Raw genomic sequence first — 18,448 nt, 5'->3', positions numbered from 1 at the left:
CGCCCTTGCTTCACGCCATGATTGGCGCCTTTGCGCGGGCCGTGGATCGGCCAGGCCCGCTGTGCAGGGAAACCGCGATGCCCATGGAATCGGAACTGGCCTCGGCCGCCTGGCTCTACCTCGGTGGCGAGGGTATCGAGCCCCATTGCCTGGCGACGGACGCCTATGTGACGCCGCTCTGGTGCCTATTGCTGGCCGGCGCCGAGGTGGTGCCGGCGATCACCCCGCCGCAGCAGGAGGCGCAGACCCCCCTGTTCGGCCTGCGCCTGCCGCTGGCCACGGCGCAAGGCAACTGGGCGCAGTTCGATGCCTATATCCGCCGGCACCCCCAGCACCATCGCGTGCCCGCCATCGGGTTGTGCCTGGATGCGGTGGCGGTGTTCCTCAGCAGTGCCGTGACGCGGAGTGGGGCGCCGGTCGAGGCACTGTGGCTGCAGGGCGACCTGGATGCGGTTTCCGGGCCCTTCGATGCCAACACCGATTCGCGTATCGGCTTCTGGAAGTGGAACGCGGACACGCGCCTGCACGCGTTGCAGGCAGGCACGGTCGACCTGCACGACGTCACCCTGGTGCTGGACTACGAGGACCTCGACGAATGGGTGCGGGCCTTCGGCCTGGATACGCTGGACCATCCCTGGTTCCGCGCCTTGAGCCATATCGAGAATTTCAGCGAGTTGCATGCGCCCTTTGGTGAGCTCGCGGAGCCCGTCGAGGCCGAACCGCTGCCAGATGAGTTGGATGAGAGCGATATCGAGCCCGGCGAAGAGGCTGAGCTTGAACTGGGGCTTGAACCAGAACTTGAAGTGGAGCGGGAGGCGCCCGTGTCCCCTGAAGAGTGGGCGCGCCGTTACACGGCGGGCGACCCCGCTGCGGCGCTGGCGTTGTCCCACCTTGCCGCTGAGCCGGCCCAGGCCATGCGCTGGGCACGATGTGCCTGTGGCCTGGAAGGCACGGCCAAGCCCACCGCGGCGGCCTGGTTGCGGCTGGCGCAGCTGGCGTTCGAACGGGCCGGCAGCCTGGCGGACCTGCAACAGGCGCGCGGCTGGGTGGAGCGTGGGCAGGCGCTGGACCATGAGCTGGATGAGGTCCATGCGCTGCTGTTGCTGCAGGCACGCCTGTGGCTGGATGCCGAGGCTGGGCCGGTGGACGGTGCCCGGGCCTTCGCCGCGCTGGAGCGCCTGTTGCTGCTGAGTGGGCGCAACCAGCCGGAGCACACCGAGGGGCTGCACCTGCTCGGCCTCTGCCGCCGTGACGGGCTGGGTTGCACGGTAGATAAGGAGGCAGCGCGGGTGCTGTGGCGCTCGGCGGCGGCCGATGGCCATGGCCCGGCGACGCAAGCGCTGGTGGCGTTGCTGGCGGCACAGGCCGAGGCAGAGGAGGACGCCGAAGCAGCAGAGCGGCTGTGGCTGGAAGCACTGAACCACGCCGAGGTTTACCTGGAGTGTTTCGCCGATCGTGGCGATCTCCAAGTGATCGCCTTCATGCACGCCTTCTGCGGTGAGCTGGCGTTGCGCACCGATCCCGTCGACTGGGAGGAGGCCGAGGCGCACCTGCTGCGTGCGGCCGAGGCGGAGCATGCCGAGGCCATGGGCCTGTTGGCGGTGGAGGTGTACCGCAATCGCCACAGCCCGCTGCGCGACCTGCGCCGGGCGTTGCACTGGGCCTGGCGCTATGGCGTGGCGAGCGGCGTGCTGAAGTCGGCCGACGCCGGCTGGCAGCGCTGGGTGTTCGCGCTGTTCTGGCTGCTGCGGGGGTAGGGCAGGCGCATCGCCCGGGCCGTTGCGGGCCGGGCGATGGCGCGTTGCATCAGTAGGTGATGCACACCGACTTCACCTCGGTGAAGCCTTCGATGGCGGCCTTGCCGAACTCGCGACCCATGCCCGATTGCTTGTAGCCGCCGAAGGGCAGGTTGGGGTCCACCGGCACGTGGTTGTTGACCCAGACGGTGCCGGCCTCGATGCGCGGGATGAGGTCCATCACCCGGCCCAGGTCGTTGCTCCAGATGCTCGCGGTCAGCCCATAGCGGCTGTCGTTGAGCATGTCCACGGCCTGGTCGAGGTCATCGAAGGGCAGCACCGAGAGCACCGGGCCGAAGATTTCCTCGCGCACCGAGGTCATCCCCTGGGTGACCTTGCCCAGCACCGTGGGCTGCACGAAGTAGCCGGGCAGGTCGGGCTGGCCGCCGCCGGTGCAGAATTGCGCGCCTTCCTCGCGGGCGATGGCCAGGTAGCGCAGCACGCTGGCCTGCTGGCGGCGGGAGACCAGGGCGTTGACCTGGGCTTCCGGGTCCATGCCCGCGCCGACCTTCAGTTGCGCCACCTGGGCGGTCAGCGCCTCGACGAAGTCCTGGTAGCGGCTGGCGTGCACGTAGAGTCGCGAAGCGGCGGCGCAGACCTGGCCCTGGTTGAGCAGGCCGCCCCCGATGGCACCGGCCACGGCTTGCTCGATATCGGCGTCGGCCAGCACCAGCATGGGGTTCTTGCCGCCCAGCTCCAGGGTGAAGCGGGTCATGTTGTCCAGCGCCGCACGGCCCACCTGCTTGCCCACGGCGGTGGAGCCGGTGAAGGACACCTTGTTCACCAGCGGGTGGGCCACCAGCGCCGCACCGGCATCGGCACCGCCCACCAGCACGTTGAAGGCACCCGCCGGGATGCCGGCCTGTATCGCCAGCTCGGCCAGGCGCAGGGCCGTGAGCGGGGTCTCGTCTGCGGGCTTGATGATGATGGTGCAGCCGCAGGCCAGGGCCGGCATCACCTTCCACAGGGCGATCATCATCGGGAAGTTCCACGGCACGATGCCGGCGACCACGCCGGCCGGCTCGCGGCGGGTGTAGGCGTTGAAGCGCGCCTGGGCCGGCACGGGGATGGACACGTCCAGCGTCTGGCCTTCGATCTTGGTGGCCCAGCCGGCCATGTAGCGCATGTAGTTGACCGAGGCGCCGACCTCCACCGCGCGGGCGAGGTGGATGGACTTGCCCTGGTTGAGGGTTTCCAGTTGCGCCAGTTCCTCGCCATGGGCCTCCACCAGGTCGGCGAAGCGCAGCAGCACCCGCTCGCGCTCGGCGGGGGCCAGTCGGCTCCAGACGCCGGAGCGGAAGGTGCGGTGGGCCGAGGCGACCACGGCGTCCACCTGCGGGGCGTCTGCCTGCAGAGTGCGCGAGAGCACCGCGCCGGTGGCGGGGTTGTGCACCTCGCGCGGGGTGCCTTGTGCGCCCTGGTGCTGTTGGCCGTCGATGAACGAGGCGTGGGTTCGGTCGACGAAGGCGTCGACGCTGGGGAGGGTGTTGATCAGGGCATTGGACACGATCGGCTCCTGGTTCGGGCAGCGGTATGGGGCGCCCGCATGGGGCGTGCCCCAGCTTAGGGAGGGAGCCGGTGCCGGGCTTGACTCTGCCTGCCATGCCGACATGACCCAGCGTGCAGCGTGCAGCGGGCGCGGCGTGTCAGGCAGACGCAACGACCTGGCAGCGGTGGGCAAGCGGCGCCGAGGTGCACGTGGGATAGTCGGGGCGTCGTCTGCGAGGGCGACACCATTGTTGCTTGCTCCGTGTCACCATGCTTCGCCGCCGCCCTGGTCATCGGCGGCATTTTTTTGCCCGCATTTTGGCGGGAAGGCGGACGAGGTCGGAGCACAGGGCGTAGTTCGTCGCACGGGTAGAGGTACGCAACCCATGCTGCCGGAGCAGCCGGCAATCACGGTGTGGGATGGGGCCTCGGGGCGATGGGTTTCGCTGCGCTCTACGCCATCCTGCGGGGCGTGCGGGCATGTCAGGCTGCTACAAGAGCAGCGGCAGGCAGGGGCAAGACGCCCGGGGAGGGCGGGCGCAGAGTGTTCGGGAACCTGCGGCTTCGACCGCACCGGCCGTGATGGCCGGATAACGATAAACAAGAACAATGCATTCGAGGGCCCTGACGATGTCGATCGACGCCAAGCTCACCGCACATTTGAATCGAGGTACGGTCGGTTTCCCCACTGCGCTGGCCAGCACCATCGGGCTGATCATGGCCAGCCCGGTGATTCTCACCGCCACCATGGGCTTCGGCATCGGCGGCAGCGCCTTCGCCGTGGCCATGCTGATCGCCATGGTGATGATGCTCGCGCAATCGACCACCTTCGCCGAGGCGGCCTCGATCCTCCCGACCACCGGTTCGGTCTACGACTACATCGCCTGCGGCATGGGACGCTTCTTCGCCATCACCGGGACCATCGCGGCGTACCTGATCGTCCACGTGTTCGCCGGTACGGCGGAAACCATCCTCGCCGGGGTCATGGCGCTGGTGAACTTCGAGCACCTCAACACCCTGGCCGAATCGGCCGGCGGCTCCTGGCTGCTGGGCGTGGGCTTCGTCATCGTCTTCGGCATCCTCAACGGCTTTGGCGTCAGCGTGTTCGGCAAGGCCGAGGTGATCCTCACCTTCGGCATGTGGACGACGCTGATGGTGTTCGGCATCGCCGGCCTGATCGCCGCGCCCGCCGTGCAACTGGACGGCTGGTTCGGCACCTCGCTGATCGGCACGGACCTGGTGACCATCCTCTCCCTGGTGGGCATGGCGATGTTCATGTTCGTCGGCTGCGAGTTCGTCACCCCGCTGGCGCCGGACCTGCGCAACTCTGCCCGTACCATGCCGCGCGCCATGGCCCTGGGCCTGTTCGGCGTGGCCTCCTGCATGTTCATCTACGGCGCGGCGATGAAGCGCCAGGTGGAGAACGTGGTGCTCGACGAAGCCACCGGCCTGCACCTGCTGGACACGCCCATGGCGATTCCGCAGTTCGCCCAGCAGGTGATGGGCGACATCGGCCCGATCTGGCTGGGCATCGGCTTCCTCTTCGCCGGTGCCGCCACCATCAACACCCTGATGGCCGGCGTGCCGCGCATCATGTACGGCATGGCGGTCGATGGCGCGCTGCCGAAGGTCTTCGCCTACCTGCACCCGCGCTACAAGACGCCGCTGCTGTGCATCGCCGTGGCGGTGTTGATCCCCTGCCTGCATGCCGCCTGGCTGGGCGGCAACACCGACAACATCTTCAACCTGGTGCTGGCCGCCGTCTGCGCCTGGAGCACCGCCTACCTGCTGGTGACGATCTCGGTGGTGATCCTGCGCATCCGTCGCCCGGACCTGCCGCGTGCCTACAAGTCGCCGTTCTTCCCGCTGCCGCAGATCGTCTCCAGCGCCGGCATCCTGCTGGGCATGTGGTTCATCACCCCGCCGGGCATGAACCCCAAGGACATCTACGGCCCCTTCGCCGTGATGCTCGGCCTGACCGCCGCCTACGCGCTGTTCTGGACGGTGGTGGTACAGAAGGTCAATCCGTTCCGCCCGGTGCCGGTGGAGGAGGTGCTGGAGAAGGAATTCGCCGCCGAGCCGGGCATCCACGCCAGCGAGAGCTACGGCCATGCTTCTCGCGCTGCGTGAGTTCTTCGGCAACGGTCGCGCGCCCTCCGGCTATCGGCCGGGGGCGACCCTGGCCCTGGTACGGCGCAACCTGGGCGGCCTCGCTTTCGAGGCGCTGGAGCCGGGCAGGGGGCGCTTCACCCTGGAGGGCGGGCTGAGCTTCGAGGCCCGCGAGCGCACCCAGTCGGAGCTGCTGATGCACCTGGTGCTCACCGAATTCGAACTGCGGGTGCCGACTCGTTCCGAGGGCGTGGCGGTGATCGACCTGCGTCACACAGGCGCCATCCGCCGCCAGGGGCTGGCCTGCGTCCGCCGCCATGGCAATGCGCCCGGACTGGCGGGGGTGATCGCCGCGCTGGAAGGCGACGAGGCGTTGAGGGCGGCGCTGATGCCGCTGGATTTCAAACGCCTGCGCATCGAGCGCGACGGCGATCACTGGCAGGTGCGGCTGGAGCACATGGGCGCCAGCGAGGTGGTCAATCGCATGCCGGCGTTCCGTCGCTACATTCGCCTCGACGACGCGCAGCAGGCCCATCTGCTGAATGCGCTGCCTGCACTGGCCCGGGTGCTGGCAGGATTCTGAGTGGCTTCAGGCCCCTGTCGCGGGGGCCTTCTTCATGCCCGGGATCAGCACCAGCTGGCGCAGGTCGGCGACCCTGAGGTCAACGCTCTTGCCGCTGGGGGACAGCGCCAGTTCGCCGATGGCGTAGACGCGGAAGTAGTCGACTTCTTCCCTCAGCAAACCGTCCAGGTAGCCCTTGAAGCGGTAGGCGTCCATCTGTTCCTTGGAGATGTAGAGGAACACCGGCTTGTTATCGATCCGGTCGTAGAACTTCAGCTTGAAGCCGCTGCCGTAGCGGTCCACCAGCAGCGCGCCGCCCTGCAGCACCCGGTTGGCGTTGCCCAGCCTGGCGTACTTGATCGCCTTGAAGTACGCGCCCAGCGGCATCTCGCCTTCACCCACCACGCGCAGGCGCATGGCCTTGAACTCCTCGTCGCCAAGCTCCAGCCGTGCCTGCCGGTAGCACTCCACCAGGCGCTCCAGGCTGTTGGTGCGCTGGTTGATCGCCTTCTTCTCGGTGCTTGGGGCCGGGGATTCCTCTGGGGTGCCGGCGGGCTTGCGCGGGGGGGCGGTCGGCGTGTCGGGCTTCTCGACGCTGGGCCTGGCCCGTTCGACCGGGGGCTCGAACACGTCGATGTAGTCGTGCAGCTTGCGCCGGGCGTGGCGCTGCCGGGCCTCGGCCTCGCTCTCGCCGGGCAGCCTGCCTTCGGCGTCCTCGTCCTCCTCGTCGGCCATCCATTCGCAATCGGGCGCATGGGCCGAGTGCGGGTTCTCGCGAAAGTGCGCGGCCTTGTAGGTCTCGTTCGGCTGCTTGTCGTAGTTGGCGGCGGTGACCTTGGTGCCCAGCGCGCGGCAGGCCTCGCAGGAGCACAGGAAGTCGAAGCGGCTGCGTGGCTCGGGCAGGGAGAAGAACGCCCGCCGGGCTTCGGCGATGGACAGCACCTCGTCCAGCTGGACGCAGTAGGCACGGGTGATCGGGGCTTTGGTGGGCATCCGGGGCGGTTCCCTGGCTGGGGCATGAGGCGGGATTATGCAGGCTGGCGCGATGGCGGCAAACGCTGCGGGGCTGGAGTGGGTGACGGGCGGGTGCTAGGTTCTTGGCGTGTCGTTATTCAACAAGGAGTGATTCATGGCATCGCACAAGATGAAGGGCCCCAGGACCGCCGGCCTCAAGCCGGGCATGGGCACCGCCCACCCGAAGAGGGGCCGGGGCACCCGCAAGGAGCGCTCGGGCACCCAGGCCCTGGTGATCGCCGGCGGCATCGTCCTGCTAGTCATCGTGCTGGCGGTGCTGGCCCGCTGAGGCGCAGCGAGACCATCGAGAAAGCCCCGGCCAGTGCCGGGGCTTTTCGTTTCAGAGGTCAAGCAGCTGCGGGGCGATGCCGAGGGCGCTGGCGATCTTCTCCCGGGTCGCCTTGCGCGGCCTGGTGGCCTGCTCCTGCTGGGCATAGGCCGGCTGGCTGATGCCGTAGCGTCGACAGAGCTCCCGGATGTTGCTTTGTGGATGCTCGGCCAACAACACGAATTCGCGTCTTATCGACATGGTGGTGCACTCCTGCCACGGCATCGCTCGAACTCCTCATTCGACGGATCCCGTAAGCCTAAATGCGTTACCTATGTCTCCCGACACCTGTCACCTATGCCCCCCGGCTGAACACCGTGCGCACCTCCGCGCGGTGCTGCCGGCGAGTCCGAGGTGCGCGCAGCACACCCTGCGTCCGGAGTGAGCGGCGGCTGCATGCTCCGAGGTCTGGTTGCGGTCCTTCTAGGGCGCCAAAAGCAAAGCCACGTCCCAAGGGCGTGGATGTTTAAGAGGCGCCGGGAATCGCGTTGCCGGGCAGCCGCCCAGCCCCGGGCAATCCGCGCCAGCCGGAGCGGCTGGCACCAAATCTGCATTCGCAGAAGCCGTGGGAGTCCTTGTTGCGCTCGCATAGATAACATGTTAACAATCTCGCAACAAAAACAAGACAACTCCGGAGGTTCGTATGCGTGCTCAAGAAGCTCGTGGCGGTCTGGAAGACTGGCAGGCGGCGCTGCAGTCCATCTGTGGCAGGTTCGAGACCCGGCTGGCGACCAGCCGTTCGCTGTTCATCGGCGAGATCTCCTCGCAGTGCCATTCCGGCCTCACCATGGCGCACCTGCGCACCAATGCCGGGCTCATTTCACGCGCTTCCCTCAAGGCCGACCGCGATGACGATCGCCACTGCTTCCTGATCAGCCAGCGCAGCGGTTTCTCCCGTGTGATGCAGGGTGGCGTCAGCATCGACCTGGCGCCTGGCGAACTGCTGCTGATGGATTCGGTGGGCGCCTGCGAGATCACCCCCTTCGGCCTCATCGACCACGCGTCCCTGCACCTGCCCCGGGTGGCGGTGGAGCGGGCGTTCAAGTCCAAGCAGGCCAAGTTCGGCAAGATTTCCTCCAGCCGTGCCAGCGGCAAGATGCTCCACTTGCTGATGGACCAGCTGTGCCGCGAGCAGGCCGCCTCGGATGACGCCGAAAGCGAGGCCCTGGAGAATGCCTTCATCTCCCTGCTGGAGCCGGCGCTGGGCCAGGACCGCGCGCAAGCCGCATCGAGCGAATCGTTGCAGGGCGCCAACCTGCGCAGCTACGTGCAGAAGATCATCGACGAGTCGCTGTCCCAGCCCAACCTCACGCCCCTGGCCCTGGCCAATCGCCTGGACATCTCGGTGCGCCACCTGTACCGGCTGTTCGAGGAGGAGGGTGACAGCGTCTGCCGCTACATCCAGCGCTCACGCCTGAAGCGCAGCGCCGACGACCTGGCCAACCCCATCCTCAAGGGTGAGTCCATCACCTCGATCGCCTACAAGTGGGGCTTCACCGACTCGGCGCACTTCAGCCGCTCGTTCAAGAAACACTTCGACCGCTCGCCCAAGGACTACCGCGCCGGTGCATTGATGCAGGCAGCCGCCGGGTTCTGACGGCCGCCCCATCGGCTAGCCCAGCCGCGTGGCCAGGTTCTCCACCTGGTCACGCAGGAAGCCGGCGAAGGCCTCGCCCGGTTGCTGCAGCTGGATGAAGGCCAGCATCGGGTCCTCCACCGCAGTGCGCACCCCCGCCAGTTCCTCCATCACCGCCAGGCCACAGAAGGGCACGTAGGCTTCCGCGTAGCCGCCCTCGTGCACTAGCACCAGGCGCCCACCACAGAGCGCATCCGCTGCCTCGCGCAGCAGCGCCGTCATCCCCCGGAACGAGTCGCTGTGCAGCAGCATGCGCGCCAGCGGGTCCACGGCATTGGCGTCGTAGCCGCAGGCGACCACAATCAGCTCCGGGCGGAAGCGCTGTAGCGCCGGCAGCACGATACGACGCATGGCGTGCAGGTAGGCGTCATGCCCGCTGCCGGCCGGCAGGGGGATGTTGATGTTGCTGCCCAGGCCCTCGCCGCGCCCCCGATCCTCCGCGCCGCTGTAGCCCGGTGGGTAGCAGTTCTCCTGGTGCAGCGAGAGGGTCAGCACCTCGTCGTCCTCCTCGTAGATCGACTGGGTGCCGTTGCCGTGGTGCACGTCCCAGTCGATCACCGCGACCCGGCGCAGGCCGTGCTTCACCCGCGCGGCCTCGATGGCGATGGGGATATTGGCGAGGAAACAGAACCCCATGGCCTGGTCGGCGAGGCAGTGATGGCCCGGCGGACGCGACAGCGAGTAGGCGTTGTCCGCTTCGCCGCGCAGCACGCAGTCGACGGCGGCGATGGCCAGGCCGGCGGAGAGCCTGGCGATCTCGTAGCTGCCCGGGCCGATGGGCGCCTCGCTGCCCAGCTCGCCGCCGCCGGCATCGCTCATGGCCTTGAAACGCTCCAGGTAATGCGCCGGGTGGACGCGCAGCAGGTCCTCGTGCGTGGCCGGCTCCGCGCCGCGCTGCAGCAACTGGTGGGAGAGGCCGGAAACATCCAGCAGGCTCTTCAGCCGGCGCTTGGACTCGGGGGATTCGGCGAAGCCCGTGGCGGCCGGCGGCTGCACCCAACCGCCCACGGGCAGGGTCAGGGCGTGCATGCCGGCGCTGTGCCAGAAGCAGAGTTCATCGGAAAAGAAGGCGGTACGGCGGCTCATGGTTGGACTCCGTTGTCGTCGAGGGAAGGGGTGGGCGCGGTGCCGCGCAGGCGGCTGAAGCTGAGGGCGGCGAAGGACAGCAGCAGGCAGGTGGCGCTGAGTAGCAGGACGCCGCGCATGCCGACGCTGCTCTCCAGCAGCGGGCCGGCGATGGCCGGGCCCAGGGCGAGGCCGCCGCCGATCAGCAGGTTGGTGGTGTTCATCAGGCGGCCGTCGCGGTCCAGATCGGCCAGGCAGGCGAGGATGAAGGGCAGGGCGAAGGTCCAGGTGTACTTGAACACCAGGGCTGCGGTGGCGAAGCGCGCGAGGCCGGGCTCATCGAGCAGGAGCAGCACGGCGCCGGTCATCAGGGCGTAGCCGAGCAGCAGCATCGTCCCGCGCGGCCAGCGCTGGCCGATCAGCGCGGCACAGGCGGAGCCGGCGATGCCCAGCAGGGTGGCGATGGCGAGGATGCGCCCGCTGCTGGCCGGGTCGATGGCCGCGGCGCTGGCGATGCTGCCGATGAAGGTCCATACGCCGCTGAGCCCGACGTAGAACACCAGCACCGCGAACAGCGCCAGCAGCGCGCGCCAGCCCAGGCCGCCGCGTTCCCTCACCTGCGCCCGGGTGCTCGCGGCCATGCCCTGGAAGCTCCCCGCCAGCGGCAGGCACAGCAGCATCAGCAGGGCCAGGCCCAGGTACAGCGCCTGCAGGCCGAAGCGCGCGAACAGCGGTGGCAGCAGCCACAGGCCGGCGGCGCCGAGCACCAGCTGGCCCATGACCCAGAGGCCATAGACGCGGTCCCGGTCCCGGCTCTGCGCGGCACTGGCGATGCACAGCACCATCAGCGTGCCGCCGGCCAGGGCGCTGACCACGCGCAGCGCCATCAGCGGATGGAAGGCGCTCGCCCAGGCCGAGGCCAGGTTGGCGACGATGAACAGGAGCGCCGCAGCGCGCGCCACCCGTCGCCAGTCCAGGCGTGGCTGCCAGAGGTAGGCGGGCAGGGTGGCCAGGCTCATGGCGGCCAGTTCGGCGGAGAACAGCTGGCCGATCTGCGCCGGGCCTAGGCCGAGCTGGAGGGCGTACTGGGTGGCGATGGCCGGTGCCGCCATCAGCACGCAGGGGACGATGGCGGCGAACAGCACGATGGCCAGCAGGCGGGTGCGGGGCAGCCCCGCAGGGGTGGCGGTGGTCATGGCGATGCCCTCAGAAGACATGGACGAAGCGCAGCAGCAGGTTGTTCTGCTCGAAGGCGTTCTCGGTGGCGACGTTGCGCGTCAGGCCCAGCAGCACCTGGTTGCGCGGGTCCAGCCAGTGGCCCACTTCGAAGCCGAGCTGGGTGTAGCGCTGGTGGGTGTCGTCGAGGGTGCGGCCATTGAGCTCCAGCTCGCCGCCGTCGGCGTGGATCAGGCGCAGGGCGCCGTAGGTGCTGGGGGTGAAGTCGTAGGAGGCGAAGGCTTGCAGGCGGTAGAGCGGCTTCTGCTCCAGGTCCTGGCCGAAGTAGTCGTCGTTCTTGCCGTAGAGCTGGGCTTCGAGGTTGGCCTCCAGCATCCACTTCTCGCCCACGCCCTGGGTGTAGTTGTAGTTGAGGTGCAGGGCCCAGCGGTTGGCGCCCGGGGAGGCGTCCGGGTTGCGCCCGTGGTACTCGCCCACCGGCACCGTGAGCATGGTCAGCAGGCCGCTGTAGGTGCGTGATTGCGGGTCGTTGATGAAGAACAGCGTGCCGCCCACCTGCGGGTCGCCCAGGCCGCGTTCGCTGCTGCGGCTGGCGGCGCCCGGCGCGCGGATGTCGACGTCCACGTAGGGCACGATGAACTGCGGGGTGCACAGGGTGCCGCAGATGTCGGTGAAGATCAGCTGGCGCCAGGCGAAGGCGTTGACCGCGAGGTCGGCCTTGCCGGTGCTGTCGCCCGCGCCCTGGTAGTCGTTGGCGCGGGTCAGCGGCAGGTAGCCGACGCCGAGCACCGTGCCCACCGGTGCGGAGACGAAGTCGCGGGCGTTGAGGTCGGCGGCCCGGGCACCGGTTGCGGCGAGCGCGACGGCGAGGGCGACGACCTGAGGGAGCAGGGGCGAATGGCGGCTGTGCATGTGCAGGGTTCCTCTGGCGGATGGTGAGTGCAGGCAAAAGGCTCCCCATCCCGCCTTCTTCAGGGCGGGTGGAGGTGGAGCCGGGGAGCGGTTGGGATTAGCCGGGGGTGTGGTGCAGCAGGTGGGCGATGCCCGCCTTGCCGTTGACGCCGAGCTTGTCGTAGATGCTGCGGATGTGATGGCGCACGGTGTTCGGCGCCAGGCCCAGGTCGCGGGCGATCTCCTTGTAGGTGCTGCCGCCGCCGAAGCGCTCGGCGACGTCGGCCTCGCGGGCGCTGAGCTGCGCCAGGGCGGTGCGCGGGCGGGCGCTGAGCAGGAGCAGGTGGCCCACCTCGGTGGCGTCCAGCTGCAGGTGCTGGCCGCGGTAGCCGGCGGCGCCGACCGCCTCGGGCAGGTGCGGGCCGTTCCAGCGCGGCCATTCCAGCAGCAGGCGCTCGACGAAACCGTGCTCGGCATAGTGCAGCGTGCCCTGGCGGTCGCACACCGCGAGCGCCAGGGTGTTCGGCCCGTCGAGGGTCTCGCGCAGGGCCACCAGGGCGCGGATCTGGTTGGCGCCCTCGGCGGCCAGCAGGTGCGGCATCACCTGGTCGAGCAGGAAGCGTTCCTCTTCCCCGAAACGCGGCGCGTCCGGGCGGCGGTAGAGCGTCAGGTGCACGCTGAGCTGGGTCTGCGGGTCGATGTGGATCACACAGAGGAATTCGCCGAAGCCGTGCTTGCGGCCCAGCCAGCGCAGACCGGCGGGGGTGTCCGTGGCCTGGCTGTCGACGATCACCGCGCGGCCCGGCCGGGACTGCACCAGGCCGATGGTGATGTCCTGCTCGCGGATCGATTGCCAGTCCTCGACATAGCTCGTGGGCAGGCCGAACACCTGAGAGCTGCGCTCCTCAGGCAGGTCGGCGACCATCGCCGCGTGTCCCCACCAGGCCTTGTCGAAAGCCAGCAACGCCTGCAGGCGCTGCAGGGCATGACGATGGAAACGGGCGAGAGGCTGTTCCTGGGCCAGGCGTTGCAGGTCCAGCACGCAGCCATTGAAGGCGGCGAAACGACAGGCGGGGATGAGGTGTTCGTCGATCTGGCTCATGGGGGTACCTCTCTGCGACTTTGTTGTTCTTGTCGGAGCCGGCGAGCGGCTCTCAGTCATCAGTGGGTGGCCGGTGTCGGGGTGACGGGGCAGGGCCTGGAGCGAGTATCGCCAAGGCTTGCGGGGGTCACCATCCTACAGATGCAGGATAGGCCGGGGACCCCCGCCGGCCCTGGCCTTGGGCGTTCAGCCGGCGGTGGCCGCGAGGGTTTCCGGGAGCGTCGCGCCGCCATCCACCACCAGGGTCTGGCCGGTGATGTAGGACGCCTGGTCCGAGGCGAGGAACAGCATGGCGGCGGCGATGTCGCCAGGCTCCCCGAGGCGCCCCAGGGGCACGCCCCGGGCGATGGCGGCGGCGTGGCCGGCATCGCCCAGGTTGCCCATGGCCGGGGTGCGGATCATCCCCGGTTCCACGCCGTTGACCCGCACGCCCTCGGGGGCCAGTTCCAGCGCCGCATTGCGGATGAAGCCATTGACCCCGGCCTTGGACGCCGCGTAGTGGGTCAGTCCCGGGTAGGCCACTCGGGGCCCGGTCACCGAGGAGGTGACCAGCACGCAGCCCCCACCCTGGCGCCGGAACAAGGGCAGGGCGCCCTGGGTGAGCCAGAACAGCGCGCCGAGGTTCACCGCCAGGGTGCGCTCCAGCAATGCCGGGCCGATCTCCAGCAGCGGCGTCAGCGGGAAGTAGCCGGCGTTATGCACCAGCACATCGAGCCGGGGGAGGCCGGCGAGCAGCTGCAGGGTGGCGTCGCGGTCGGCGAGGTCGAGGGTGACGGCGCTCACGTCGCAGCCGCCATCGCGCAGCGATCGCGCCAGGGCTTCGGCCGGCACCTGCTGCAGGTCGGCGATCAGCACGTGCGCCCCGCAGGCGGCGAAGCCTTCGACGATGGCGCGGCCGATGCCCTGGGCGCCGCCGGTGACCAGCACGCGGCGCCCGGTGAAGTCGAAGGCGTTCTTCATGGCGTGTCCCCCATGCGTTCGTAGGCGAGGGTGGGCAGGTCGACGATGCTGGAACCGCCGTCGGCCACCAGGGTGGCGCCGGTGAGGATTGAGGCCTCGTCGCTGATCAGGAAGCGACACAGCGCGGCGATTTCCTCCGCCTGCGCCGGGCGGCGCAACGGTACCTCGGCCGTGACCCGTGCATAGGCGGCGTCGAGGCTCTCTTCGTAGTGGCGCATCAGCGGCTGCATCTCCTCGTCGGCCATGGGCGTGCGCACCCAGCCGGGGCACACGCAGTTGACCCGCACGCCTTGCGGCCCGTAGTCCCGCGCGAGCGAGCGGGTGAGACCGAGCAGCGCATGCTTGGCGGTGGTGTAGCCGCACACCTCCGGCCCCGCCGCCAGGGAGGCGATGGAGCCGAGCAGGACGATGCTGCCGCGCCGCTCCAGCAGCGACGGCAGGCAGGCGCGGGCGCTGTGGAAGGCGGTGTCGAGGTTGCCGCGCATGGCGGCCTGCCAGGCGTCGTCGCTGGTGTCGGTGGCGCTGCCCAGGCCGTGGCCGCCGGCGCAGGCGAGCAGGGCGTCGATGCCGCCGAAACGCTCGCGGGTGGCGGCGACGAAGCCGGCCCAGTCAGCGCTGCTGGCGGCGTCGCCCACCAGTACCAGGCCGCCCGTCTCGGCGGCGACCCTCTCCAATGGCTCGCGCCGGCGGCCGATCAGCACCAGGTTGGCGCCTTCGGCCCCGAGGCGTCGGGCGCAGGCTTCACCGATGCCGGTGCCGGCGCCGGTGATCACCACCGTGCGCTCACGCATCGCCATGCACCGTGCGGTTGAGCACATCGCAATGGGAGGCGACGGGGAAGTTGGAGAGGGCGCCGAACTCGCCATCGGCGTAGCCGAAGATCTTGCCGTCGCTGCGGTGGGCCTTGAGGTCGATCATCACCACGCCCAGGGTGGGCACGATCTTCTCGCGCCAGACGAACAGGTACAGCTCATCGGCGATCTTGTAGTAATGGCAGCGGTCGGTGTCGCACAGGCCCTTCTCGACGCCCGCCAGGCACTGCCAGCTGTAGTAGTTCTCGTTGAGGTAGATGTGTTCGTAGACCTCGGTGGGGCTGTAGCGGTAGCGGTTGCGCAGCCCCACCAGCTCGGTGCTCGCCGCATGGGGGCAGGCGCCCGGCTGGAAGGGGCGGTCGAGGGTGCCATGGAAGAACTGCACCTCGACGCCGGTCAGGCTCTTGCCGGCCAGCGCCCGGCCATACAGGCCTTCGCGGGTGGCGGCGGCATCGGGCAGGCGGCCGAGCACGGCGGTGAAGGCGGCGGCGCCGGTATCCAGCACCAGGCTCACCGACCACTGCTGGCCGAACTCCTCCTTGATGAAATCCACCAGGTAGATGCCCGGGCGCACCGACGTGGCGCGATAGGGCGAACGGCCACTGGATGACCCGTCGGCCAGCGCCCAGTCCAGGTGGCCGTCGGCGAACGCATGGGCAATGCTCCAGCCGTTGTCGAACTGCAGGTCGAAGCGCCTGCCGTCGAGATCGGCCAGGTTGGGCAGGATGAACGCCTCGGGCGCAAAGCCTTCGGCCAGCGCACCTACGGTGATCCAGTCGGATTGGGTGGTCATGGAACGGTCCTCGTTGTGTGGATGAGGACTCAATGGTCGCCAGTCGGGGCGGGTGGGGGTATCAACCGGAAGGTGGAGCAGCGACAAGTCGCAGCAGCAAGCTTCAAGCTGCAAGCCGCAAGAGGTCGGGGCTGGAAGCTTGTGCGCGTCGCTCTTACTTGAAGCTTGCCGCTACTTCCTCCCCCTATCCCTTTAGGGACATACCCATCCCCGCCATTTGCACCGACCATCGCCCCATACCCATCACAAGAAACCGAACGAGGGGAGGGGCGCGATGAACGAGAGCACCACACTGGAGCGGTCCGGCGCGGGCAATGGGGGTGTCAGCTACCAGGCCGTGTCCGCCGGCTATTTCGAGCAGCGCACGCTGCAGCGCCATGCGGGGTTCTTCACCCTGCTGGTGCTGGGCGTGGGTGCGGTGATCGCCGGGCAGTACTCGGGCTGGAACCTGGGCCTGGCGCAGGGCTTCGGCAGCATGCTGGCGGCGACCGTGATCATCGCGGTGATGTACCTGCTGCTGTGCTCGTCCATTGGCGAGATGTCCGCCGCGCTGCCGCACACCGGGGGCGCCTATTCCTTCGCCCGCACCACGCTCGGGCCCTGGGGCGGCTTCAGCACCGGGTTGGCGGAGAACATCGAGTTCATCCTGGCGCCGGCCGGCAACATGTTCTTCATGGGCACCTACCTCTCGGCCATCTTCGGCACCGCGCCGGAGTGGCAGCCCCTGTGGTGGCTGGTGGGCTATGCCTGCATGCTGCTGCTCTCGGTGCGCGGGCTGGGCGTGTCGATGCGCGTGGTGGTGCTGATCACCCTCGCGGCCATCGGCGTGCTGGTGTTCTTCTTCGCCACGGCGATTCCCCATGTCGACTTCGCCGCCAAGGCGCTGAACCTCGCATCGGGTGCGGACGGTACGCCGGTGGAAGTCGCCGGCGGCAACGGGCCCTGGCTGCCCTTCGGCCTGACCGGGGTGATGCTGGCGCTGCCCTTCGGCGTTTACATGTTCCTGGCCATCGAGCAGTTGCCGCTGACCGCCGAGGAGTCCCACGACCCCAGTCGCCACGTTCCGCGTGCGCTGGTGTTCGGCATCCTCATCCTCGCGGCGCTGGCCATCGGCGTGCTGTTCTTCAGCGCGTCCATCGGGGGTGGCGCCTTCGCCATGAGCAGTTCGGGCGAGCCGCTGCTGGATGGCTTCCGCGAAATCTTCGGGCACACCGCCAGCAAGGTCCTCTCGGCCGTGGCGGTGCTGGGCCTGGCGGCGTCCTTCCTGGCCGGCAGCTTCGCCGCCGGGCGCAACATCTATTCGCTGTCCCGCGCCGGGTACCTGCCCACCGCGCTGTCGGTCACCCACCCGGTGCACAAGACGCCCAACCTCGCCCTGCTGGCCGGCTCGCTACTGGCGCTGACGATCCTGCTGGTGTTCTGGTTCGGCTTCGGCCGCGAGAACAACGCGCTGATGGGCGGGATCATGGTCAGCATGATCGTGTTCGCCGGGATGATCTCCTACATCCTGCAGAGCGTCGCCTTCATCCGCCTGCGCCGCCTGCATCCGGACCTGCCGCGCCCCTACCGCAGCCCCTACGGCGTGCTCGGCGCGCTGGTGGTGATCGGGGTTTCCGCGATCACGCTGATCTACCAGTTCCTCGACCCGCTCTACAAATGGGCGGCCCTGGGCGCCGCCGCCTGGTACCTGGTCGGCATGGCCTACTTCGCCTTCTACCGCCGCCATCGCCTGGTGCTGTCGCCGGAGGAGGCCTTCGCCGTCAGCAGCGGGCGCGACGGGCACCCGCGCTGAAGGCCGCCCACGGGCAAACCCCATGCACGTCGCGTGGCGGGGACCGGTTCGCGCCCTCGTCACGCCCCCTACGAAGCCCTTGAAACAGGAGTTGCCATGCTTTCCAACCAACCACGCCTGCACGGCAAGGTCGCGATCATCAGCGGGGGCGCCGGTGGCTGCGGCGAGGCGGCCAGCCGGCTGTTCGCCCGCGAGGGCGCGGCGGTCGCCATCATCGACCGCGACGTCGAGGCGGCACGCGCCCTGGCGGCGCAGATCGAGGCCGAGGGCGGGCGCGCCATCGGCCTGGGCGCCGACGTGTCCCAGGCCGACCAGGTGGCCGCGGCGGTGGCCGCCAGCCTTGCCGCGCTGGGCCCGGCGGACGTGCTGTTCAACCACGCCGGCACGCTGATCGTGAAGCCCTTCCTGGAGGTGCAGGAAGAGGAGTGGGACTGGCTCATGGCGGTCAACGTCAAGAGCATGTTCCTGATGACCCGCGCGGTGCTGCCGCAGATGCTGGCCAAGGGCAAGGGCAGCATCGTCTGCACCTCGTCCATCTCCGCCCAGTACGCGACGCCGGGGGAGGTGGTCTACAACGCCACCAAGGGCGCCTGCCAGATGTTCGCCCGGGCCATAGCCGTGGAGTTCCGCGACCGTGGCATCCGTTGCAACGCCGTGGCGCCGGGCTTCATCCGCACCGCCCACGGCATGCGCGAACTGCAGGAGCTGCAGGCCATGGGCGTCAACGCCAGCGAAGCCGACATCGCCGCCCAGCAGGGTCGCCTGTGCGAGCCGGAAGAAGTGGCGCGGGCCGCGCTGTTCCTGGCCTCCGACGAGGCCTCCTTCGTCAGCGGCGCGCACTTGTTCGTCGACAACGGGTTTTCGTCCGTGTAGCAGGGAAAGCAGCCGGACGAGCCCGATGCAGGCGACTGCGTCGGGCTTTTT

General features: G+C 69.0%; 17 protein-coding genes. 7 read left to right on the top strand and 10 right to left on the bottom strand.

The genetic code is table 11. The annotated features are described in order from the left end of the window. Nucleotides 1-77: 77 nt before the first annotated feature. Nucleotides 78-1,757: a hypothetical protein gene (locus WFQ67_RS18875; protein ID WP_337057863.1), complete on the top strand. Its 1,680-nt coding sequence runs from the start codon at nucleotides 78-80 to the stop codon at nucleotides 1,755-1,757. Between the two features lie 49 nt (nucleotides 1,758-1,806). On the opposite strand, the gene WFQ67_RS18870 is transcribed toward WFQ67_RS18875, so the two are convergent. Further along, complete coding sequence (locus WFQ67_RS18870) at nucleotides 1,807-3,303, bottom strand: aldehyde dehydrogenase family protein (RefSeq protein WP_271106042.1); 1,497 nt, start codon at nucleotides 3,301-3,303, stop codon at nucleotides 1,807-1,809. A gap of 611 nt (nucleotides 3,304-3,914) precedes the next feature. Here WFQ67_RS18870 and WFQ67_RS18865 point away from each other — a divergent pair. Then, nucleotides 3,915-5,414, top strand: a complete 1,500-nt coding sequence (locus WFQ67_RS18865; protein ID WP_213630097.1) for an APC family permease — start codon at nucleotides 3,915-3,917, stop codon at nucleotides 5,412-5,414. Then, nucleotides 5,395-5,976 carry a DUF3156 family protein gene (locus tag WFQ67_RS18860; protein WP_173175787.1) on the top strand — a complete coding sequence of 194 codons (582 nt, stop codon included), beginning with the start codon at nucleotides 5,395-5,397 and terminating at the stop codon, nucleotides 5,974-5,976. The genes WFQ67_RS18865 and WFQ67_RS18860 overlap by 20 nt, the downstream gene beginning before the upstream one ends. Before the next feature lie 6 nt (nucleotides 5,977-5,982). On the opposite strand, the gene WFQ67_RS18855 is transcribed toward WFQ67_RS18860, so the two are convergent. Continuing rightward, on the bottom strand, nucleotides 5,983-6,948 hold the full coding sequence (locus WFQ67_RS18855; RefSeq protein WP_337057862.1) for an ATPase: 966 nt from the start codon (nucleotides 6,946-6,948) through the stop codon (nucleotides 5,983-5,985). Between the two features lie 136 nt (nucleotides 6,949-7,084). Between WFQ67_RS18855 and WFQ67_RS18850 the strand changes: the two genes are divergently transcribed. Next, a complete protein-coding gene (locus WFQ67_RS18850) occupies nucleotides 7,085-7,258 on the top strand; it encodes a hypothetical protein (RefSeq protein ID WP_213630101.1) in 174 nt (57 codons plus the stop codon). Nucleotides 7,259-7,309: 51 nt separating this feature from the next. On the opposite strand, the gene WFQ67_RS30450 is transcribed toward WFQ67_RS18850, so the two are convergent. Beyond that, nucleotides 7,310-7,498: a hypothetical protein gene (locus WFQ67_RS30450; RefSeq protein WP_442969608.1), complete on the bottom strand. Its 189-nt coding sequence runs from the start codon at nucleotides 7,496-7,498 to the stop codon at nucleotides 7,310-7,312. Nucleotides 7,499-7,940: 442 nt separating this feature from the next. On the opposite strand from WFQ67_RS30450, the gene feaR reads away from it, so the two are divergent. Further along, the gene (gene feaR / locus WFQ67_RS18840) at nucleotides 7,941-8,894 is read left to right on the top strand and encodes a transcriptional regulator FeaR (protein WP_213630103.1); all 954 of its coding nucleotides are present in this window, start codon (nucleotides 7,941-7,943) and stop codon (nucleotides 8,892-8,894) included. Nucleotides 8,895-8,909: 15 nt separating this feature from the next. Here the strand turns inward: feaR and WFQ67_RS18835 are convergent, their stop codons facing one another. The 7 genes from WFQ67_RS18835 to WFQ67_RS18805 form a co-directional block, all read right to left on the bottom strand. Then, nucleotides 8,910-10,019 (bottom strand): class II histone deacetylase, encoded by a 1,110-nt coding sequence (locus WFQ67_RS18835; RefSeq protein WP_337057861.1) that lies wholly within the window; start codon nucleotides 10,017-10,019, stop codon nucleotides 8,910-8,912. Beyond that, nucleotides 10,016-11,215: an MFS transporter gene (locus WFQ67_RS18830; RefSeq protein WP_213630107.1), complete on the bottom strand. Its 1,200-nt coding sequence runs from the start codon at nucleotides 11,213-11,215 to the stop codon at nucleotides 10,016-10,018. Before WFQ67_RS18830 ends, WFQ67_RS18835 begins: the two co-directional genes overlap by 4 nt. Continuing rightward, a complete protein-coding gene (locus WFQ67_RS18825; protein WP_337057860.1) occupies nucleotides 11,205-12,086 on the bottom strand; it encodes a transporter in 882 nt (293 codons plus the stop codon). Before WFQ67_RS18825 ends, WFQ67_RS18830 begins: the two co-directional genes overlap by 11 nt. 97 nt (nucleotides 12,087-12,183) lie before the next feature. Further along, nucleotides 12,184-13,167: a response regulator transcription factor gene (locus WFQ67_RS18820; RefSeq protein WP_173175805.1), complete on the bottom strand. Its 984-nt coding sequence runs from the start codon at nucleotides 13,165-13,167 to the stop codon at nucleotides 12,184-12,186. A gap of 186 nt (nucleotides 13,168-13,353) precedes the next feature. After that, nucleotides 13,354-14,127 carry an SDR family oxidoreductase gene (locus WFQ67_RS18815; RefSeq protein WP_337057859.1) on the bottom strand — a complete coding sequence of 258 codons (774 nt, stop codon included), beginning with the start codon at nucleotides 14,125-14,127 and terminating at the stop codon, nucleotides 13,354-13,356. After that, nucleotides 14,124-14,918 carry an SDR family NAD(P)-dependent oxidoreductase gene (locus tag WFQ67_RS18810; protein ID WP_213630114.1) on the bottom strand — a complete coding sequence of 265 codons (795 nt, stop codon included), beginning with the start codon at nucleotides 14,916-14,918 and terminating at the stop codon, nucleotides 14,124-14,126. Before WFQ67_RS18810 ends, WFQ67_RS18815 begins: the two co-directional genes overlap by 4 nt. Next, the gene (locus WFQ67_RS18805) at nucleotides 14,911-15,732 is read right to left on the bottom strand and encodes a molybdenum cofactor biosynthesis F family protein (RefSeq protein WP_337057857.1); all 822 of its coding nucleotides are present in this window, start codon (nucleotides 15,730-15,732) and stop codon (nucleotides 14,911-14,913) included. Before WFQ67_RS18805 ends, WFQ67_RS18810 begins: the two co-directional genes overlap by 8 nt. A 274-nt stretch (nucleotides 15,733-16,006) precedes the next feature. Here WFQ67_RS18805 and WFQ67_RS18800 point away from each other — a divergent pair, with 274 nt between their 5' ends. Together WFQ67_RS18800 and WFQ67_RS18795 are read left to right on the top strand one after the other, a co-directional pair. Then, nucleotides 16,007-17,524: an amino acid permease gene (locus WFQ67_RS18800; protein ID WP_337057856.1), complete on the top strand. Its 1,518-nt coding sequence runs from the start codon at nucleotides 16,007-16,009 to the stop codon at nucleotides 17,522-17,524. 96 nt (nucleotides 17,525-17,620) lie between these two features. Beyond that, entirely contained in the window at nucleotides 17,621-18,397 is a 777-nt protein-coding gene (locus WFQ67_RS18795) for an SDR family NAD(P)-dependent oxidoreductase (RefSeq protein ID WP_337057855.1), read from the top strand. The last annotated feature ends 51 nt before the right edge of the window (nucleotides 18,398-18,448 follow it).

The sequence above is a fragment of the Pseudomonas sp. USHLN015 genome (assembly GCF_037153275.1).
Lineage (GTDB): Bacteria > Pseudomonadota > Gammaproteobacteria > Pseudomonadales > Pseudomonadaceae > Metapseudomonas > Metapseudomonas tohonis.
Note: the sequence above shows the minus strand (reverse complement) of the source record. Positions and strands in the feature narration are given on the sequence as shown.

Excerpts from the sequence above, each read along its gene's own strand:
- WFQ67_RS18795 (WP_337057855.1), top strand. The coding sequence starts at position 17,621 with ATGCTTTCCAACCAACCACGCCTGCACGGCAAGGTCGCGATCATCAGC.
- WFQ67_RS18820 (WP_173175805.1), bottom strand. The coding sequence starts at position 13,167 with ATGAGCCAGATCGACGAACACCTCATCCCCGCCTGTCGTTTCGCCGCC.
- WFQ67_RS18860 (WP_173175787.1), top strand. The coding sequence starts at position 5,395 with ATGCTTCTCGCGCTGCGTGAGTTCTTCGGCAACGGTCGCGCGCCCTCC.
- feaR (WP_213630103.1), top strand. The coding sequence starts at position 7,941 with ATGCGTGCTCAAGAAGCTCGTGGCGGTCTGGAAGACTGGCAGGCGGCG.
- WFQ67_RS18835 (WP_337057861.1), bottom strand. The coding sequence starts at position 10,019 with ATGAGCCGCCGTACCGCCTTCTTTTCCGATGAACTCTGCTTCTGGCAC.
- WFQ67_RS18810 (WP_213630114.1), bottom strand. The coding sequence starts at position 14,918 with ATGCGTGAGCGCACGGTGGTGATCACCGGCGCCGGCACCGGCATCGGT.
- WFQ67_RS18875 (WP_337057863.1), top strand. The coding sequence starts at position 78 with ATGCCCATGGAATCGGAACTGGCCTCGGCCGCCTGGCTCTACCTCGGT.
- WFQ67_RS18805 (WP_337057857.1), bottom strand. The coding sequence starts at position 15,732 with ATGACCACCCAATCCGACTGGATCACCGTAGGTGCGCTGGCCGAAGGC.
- WFQ67_RS30450 (WP_442969608.1), bottom strand. The coding sequence starts at position 7,498 with ATGTCGATAAGACGCGAATTCGTGTTGTTGGCCGAGCATCCACAAAGC.
- WFQ67_RS18800 (WP_337057856.1), top strand. The coding sequence starts at position 16,007 with ATGAACGAGAGCACCACACTGGAGCGGTCCGGCGCGGGCAATGGGGGT.
- WFQ67_RS18830 (WP_213630107.1), bottom strand. The coding sequence starts at position 11,215 with ATGTCTTCTGAGGGCATCGCCATGACCACCGCCACCCCTGCGGGGCTG.
- WFQ67_RS18850 (WP_213630101.1), top strand. The coding sequence starts at position 7,085 with ATGGCATCGCACAAGATGAAGGGCCCCAGGACCGCCGGCCTCAAGCCG.
- WFQ67_RS18825 (WP_337057860.1), bottom strand. The coding sequence starts at position 12,086 with ATGCACAGCCGCCATTCGCCCCTGCTCCCTCAGGTCGTCGCCCTCGCC.
- WFQ67_RS18855 (WP_337057862.1), bottom strand. The coding sequence starts at position 6,948 with ATGCCCACCAAAGCCCCGATCACCCGTGCCTACTGCGTCCAGCTGGAC.
- WFQ67_RS18865 (WP_213630097.1), top strand. The coding sequence starts at position 3,915 with ATGTCGATCGACGCCAAGCTCACCGCACATTTGAATCGAGGTACGGTC.
- WFQ67_RS18815 (WP_337057859.1), bottom strand. The coding sequence starts at position 14,127 with ATGAAGAACGCCTTCGACTTCACCGGGCGCCGCGTGCTGGTCACCGGC.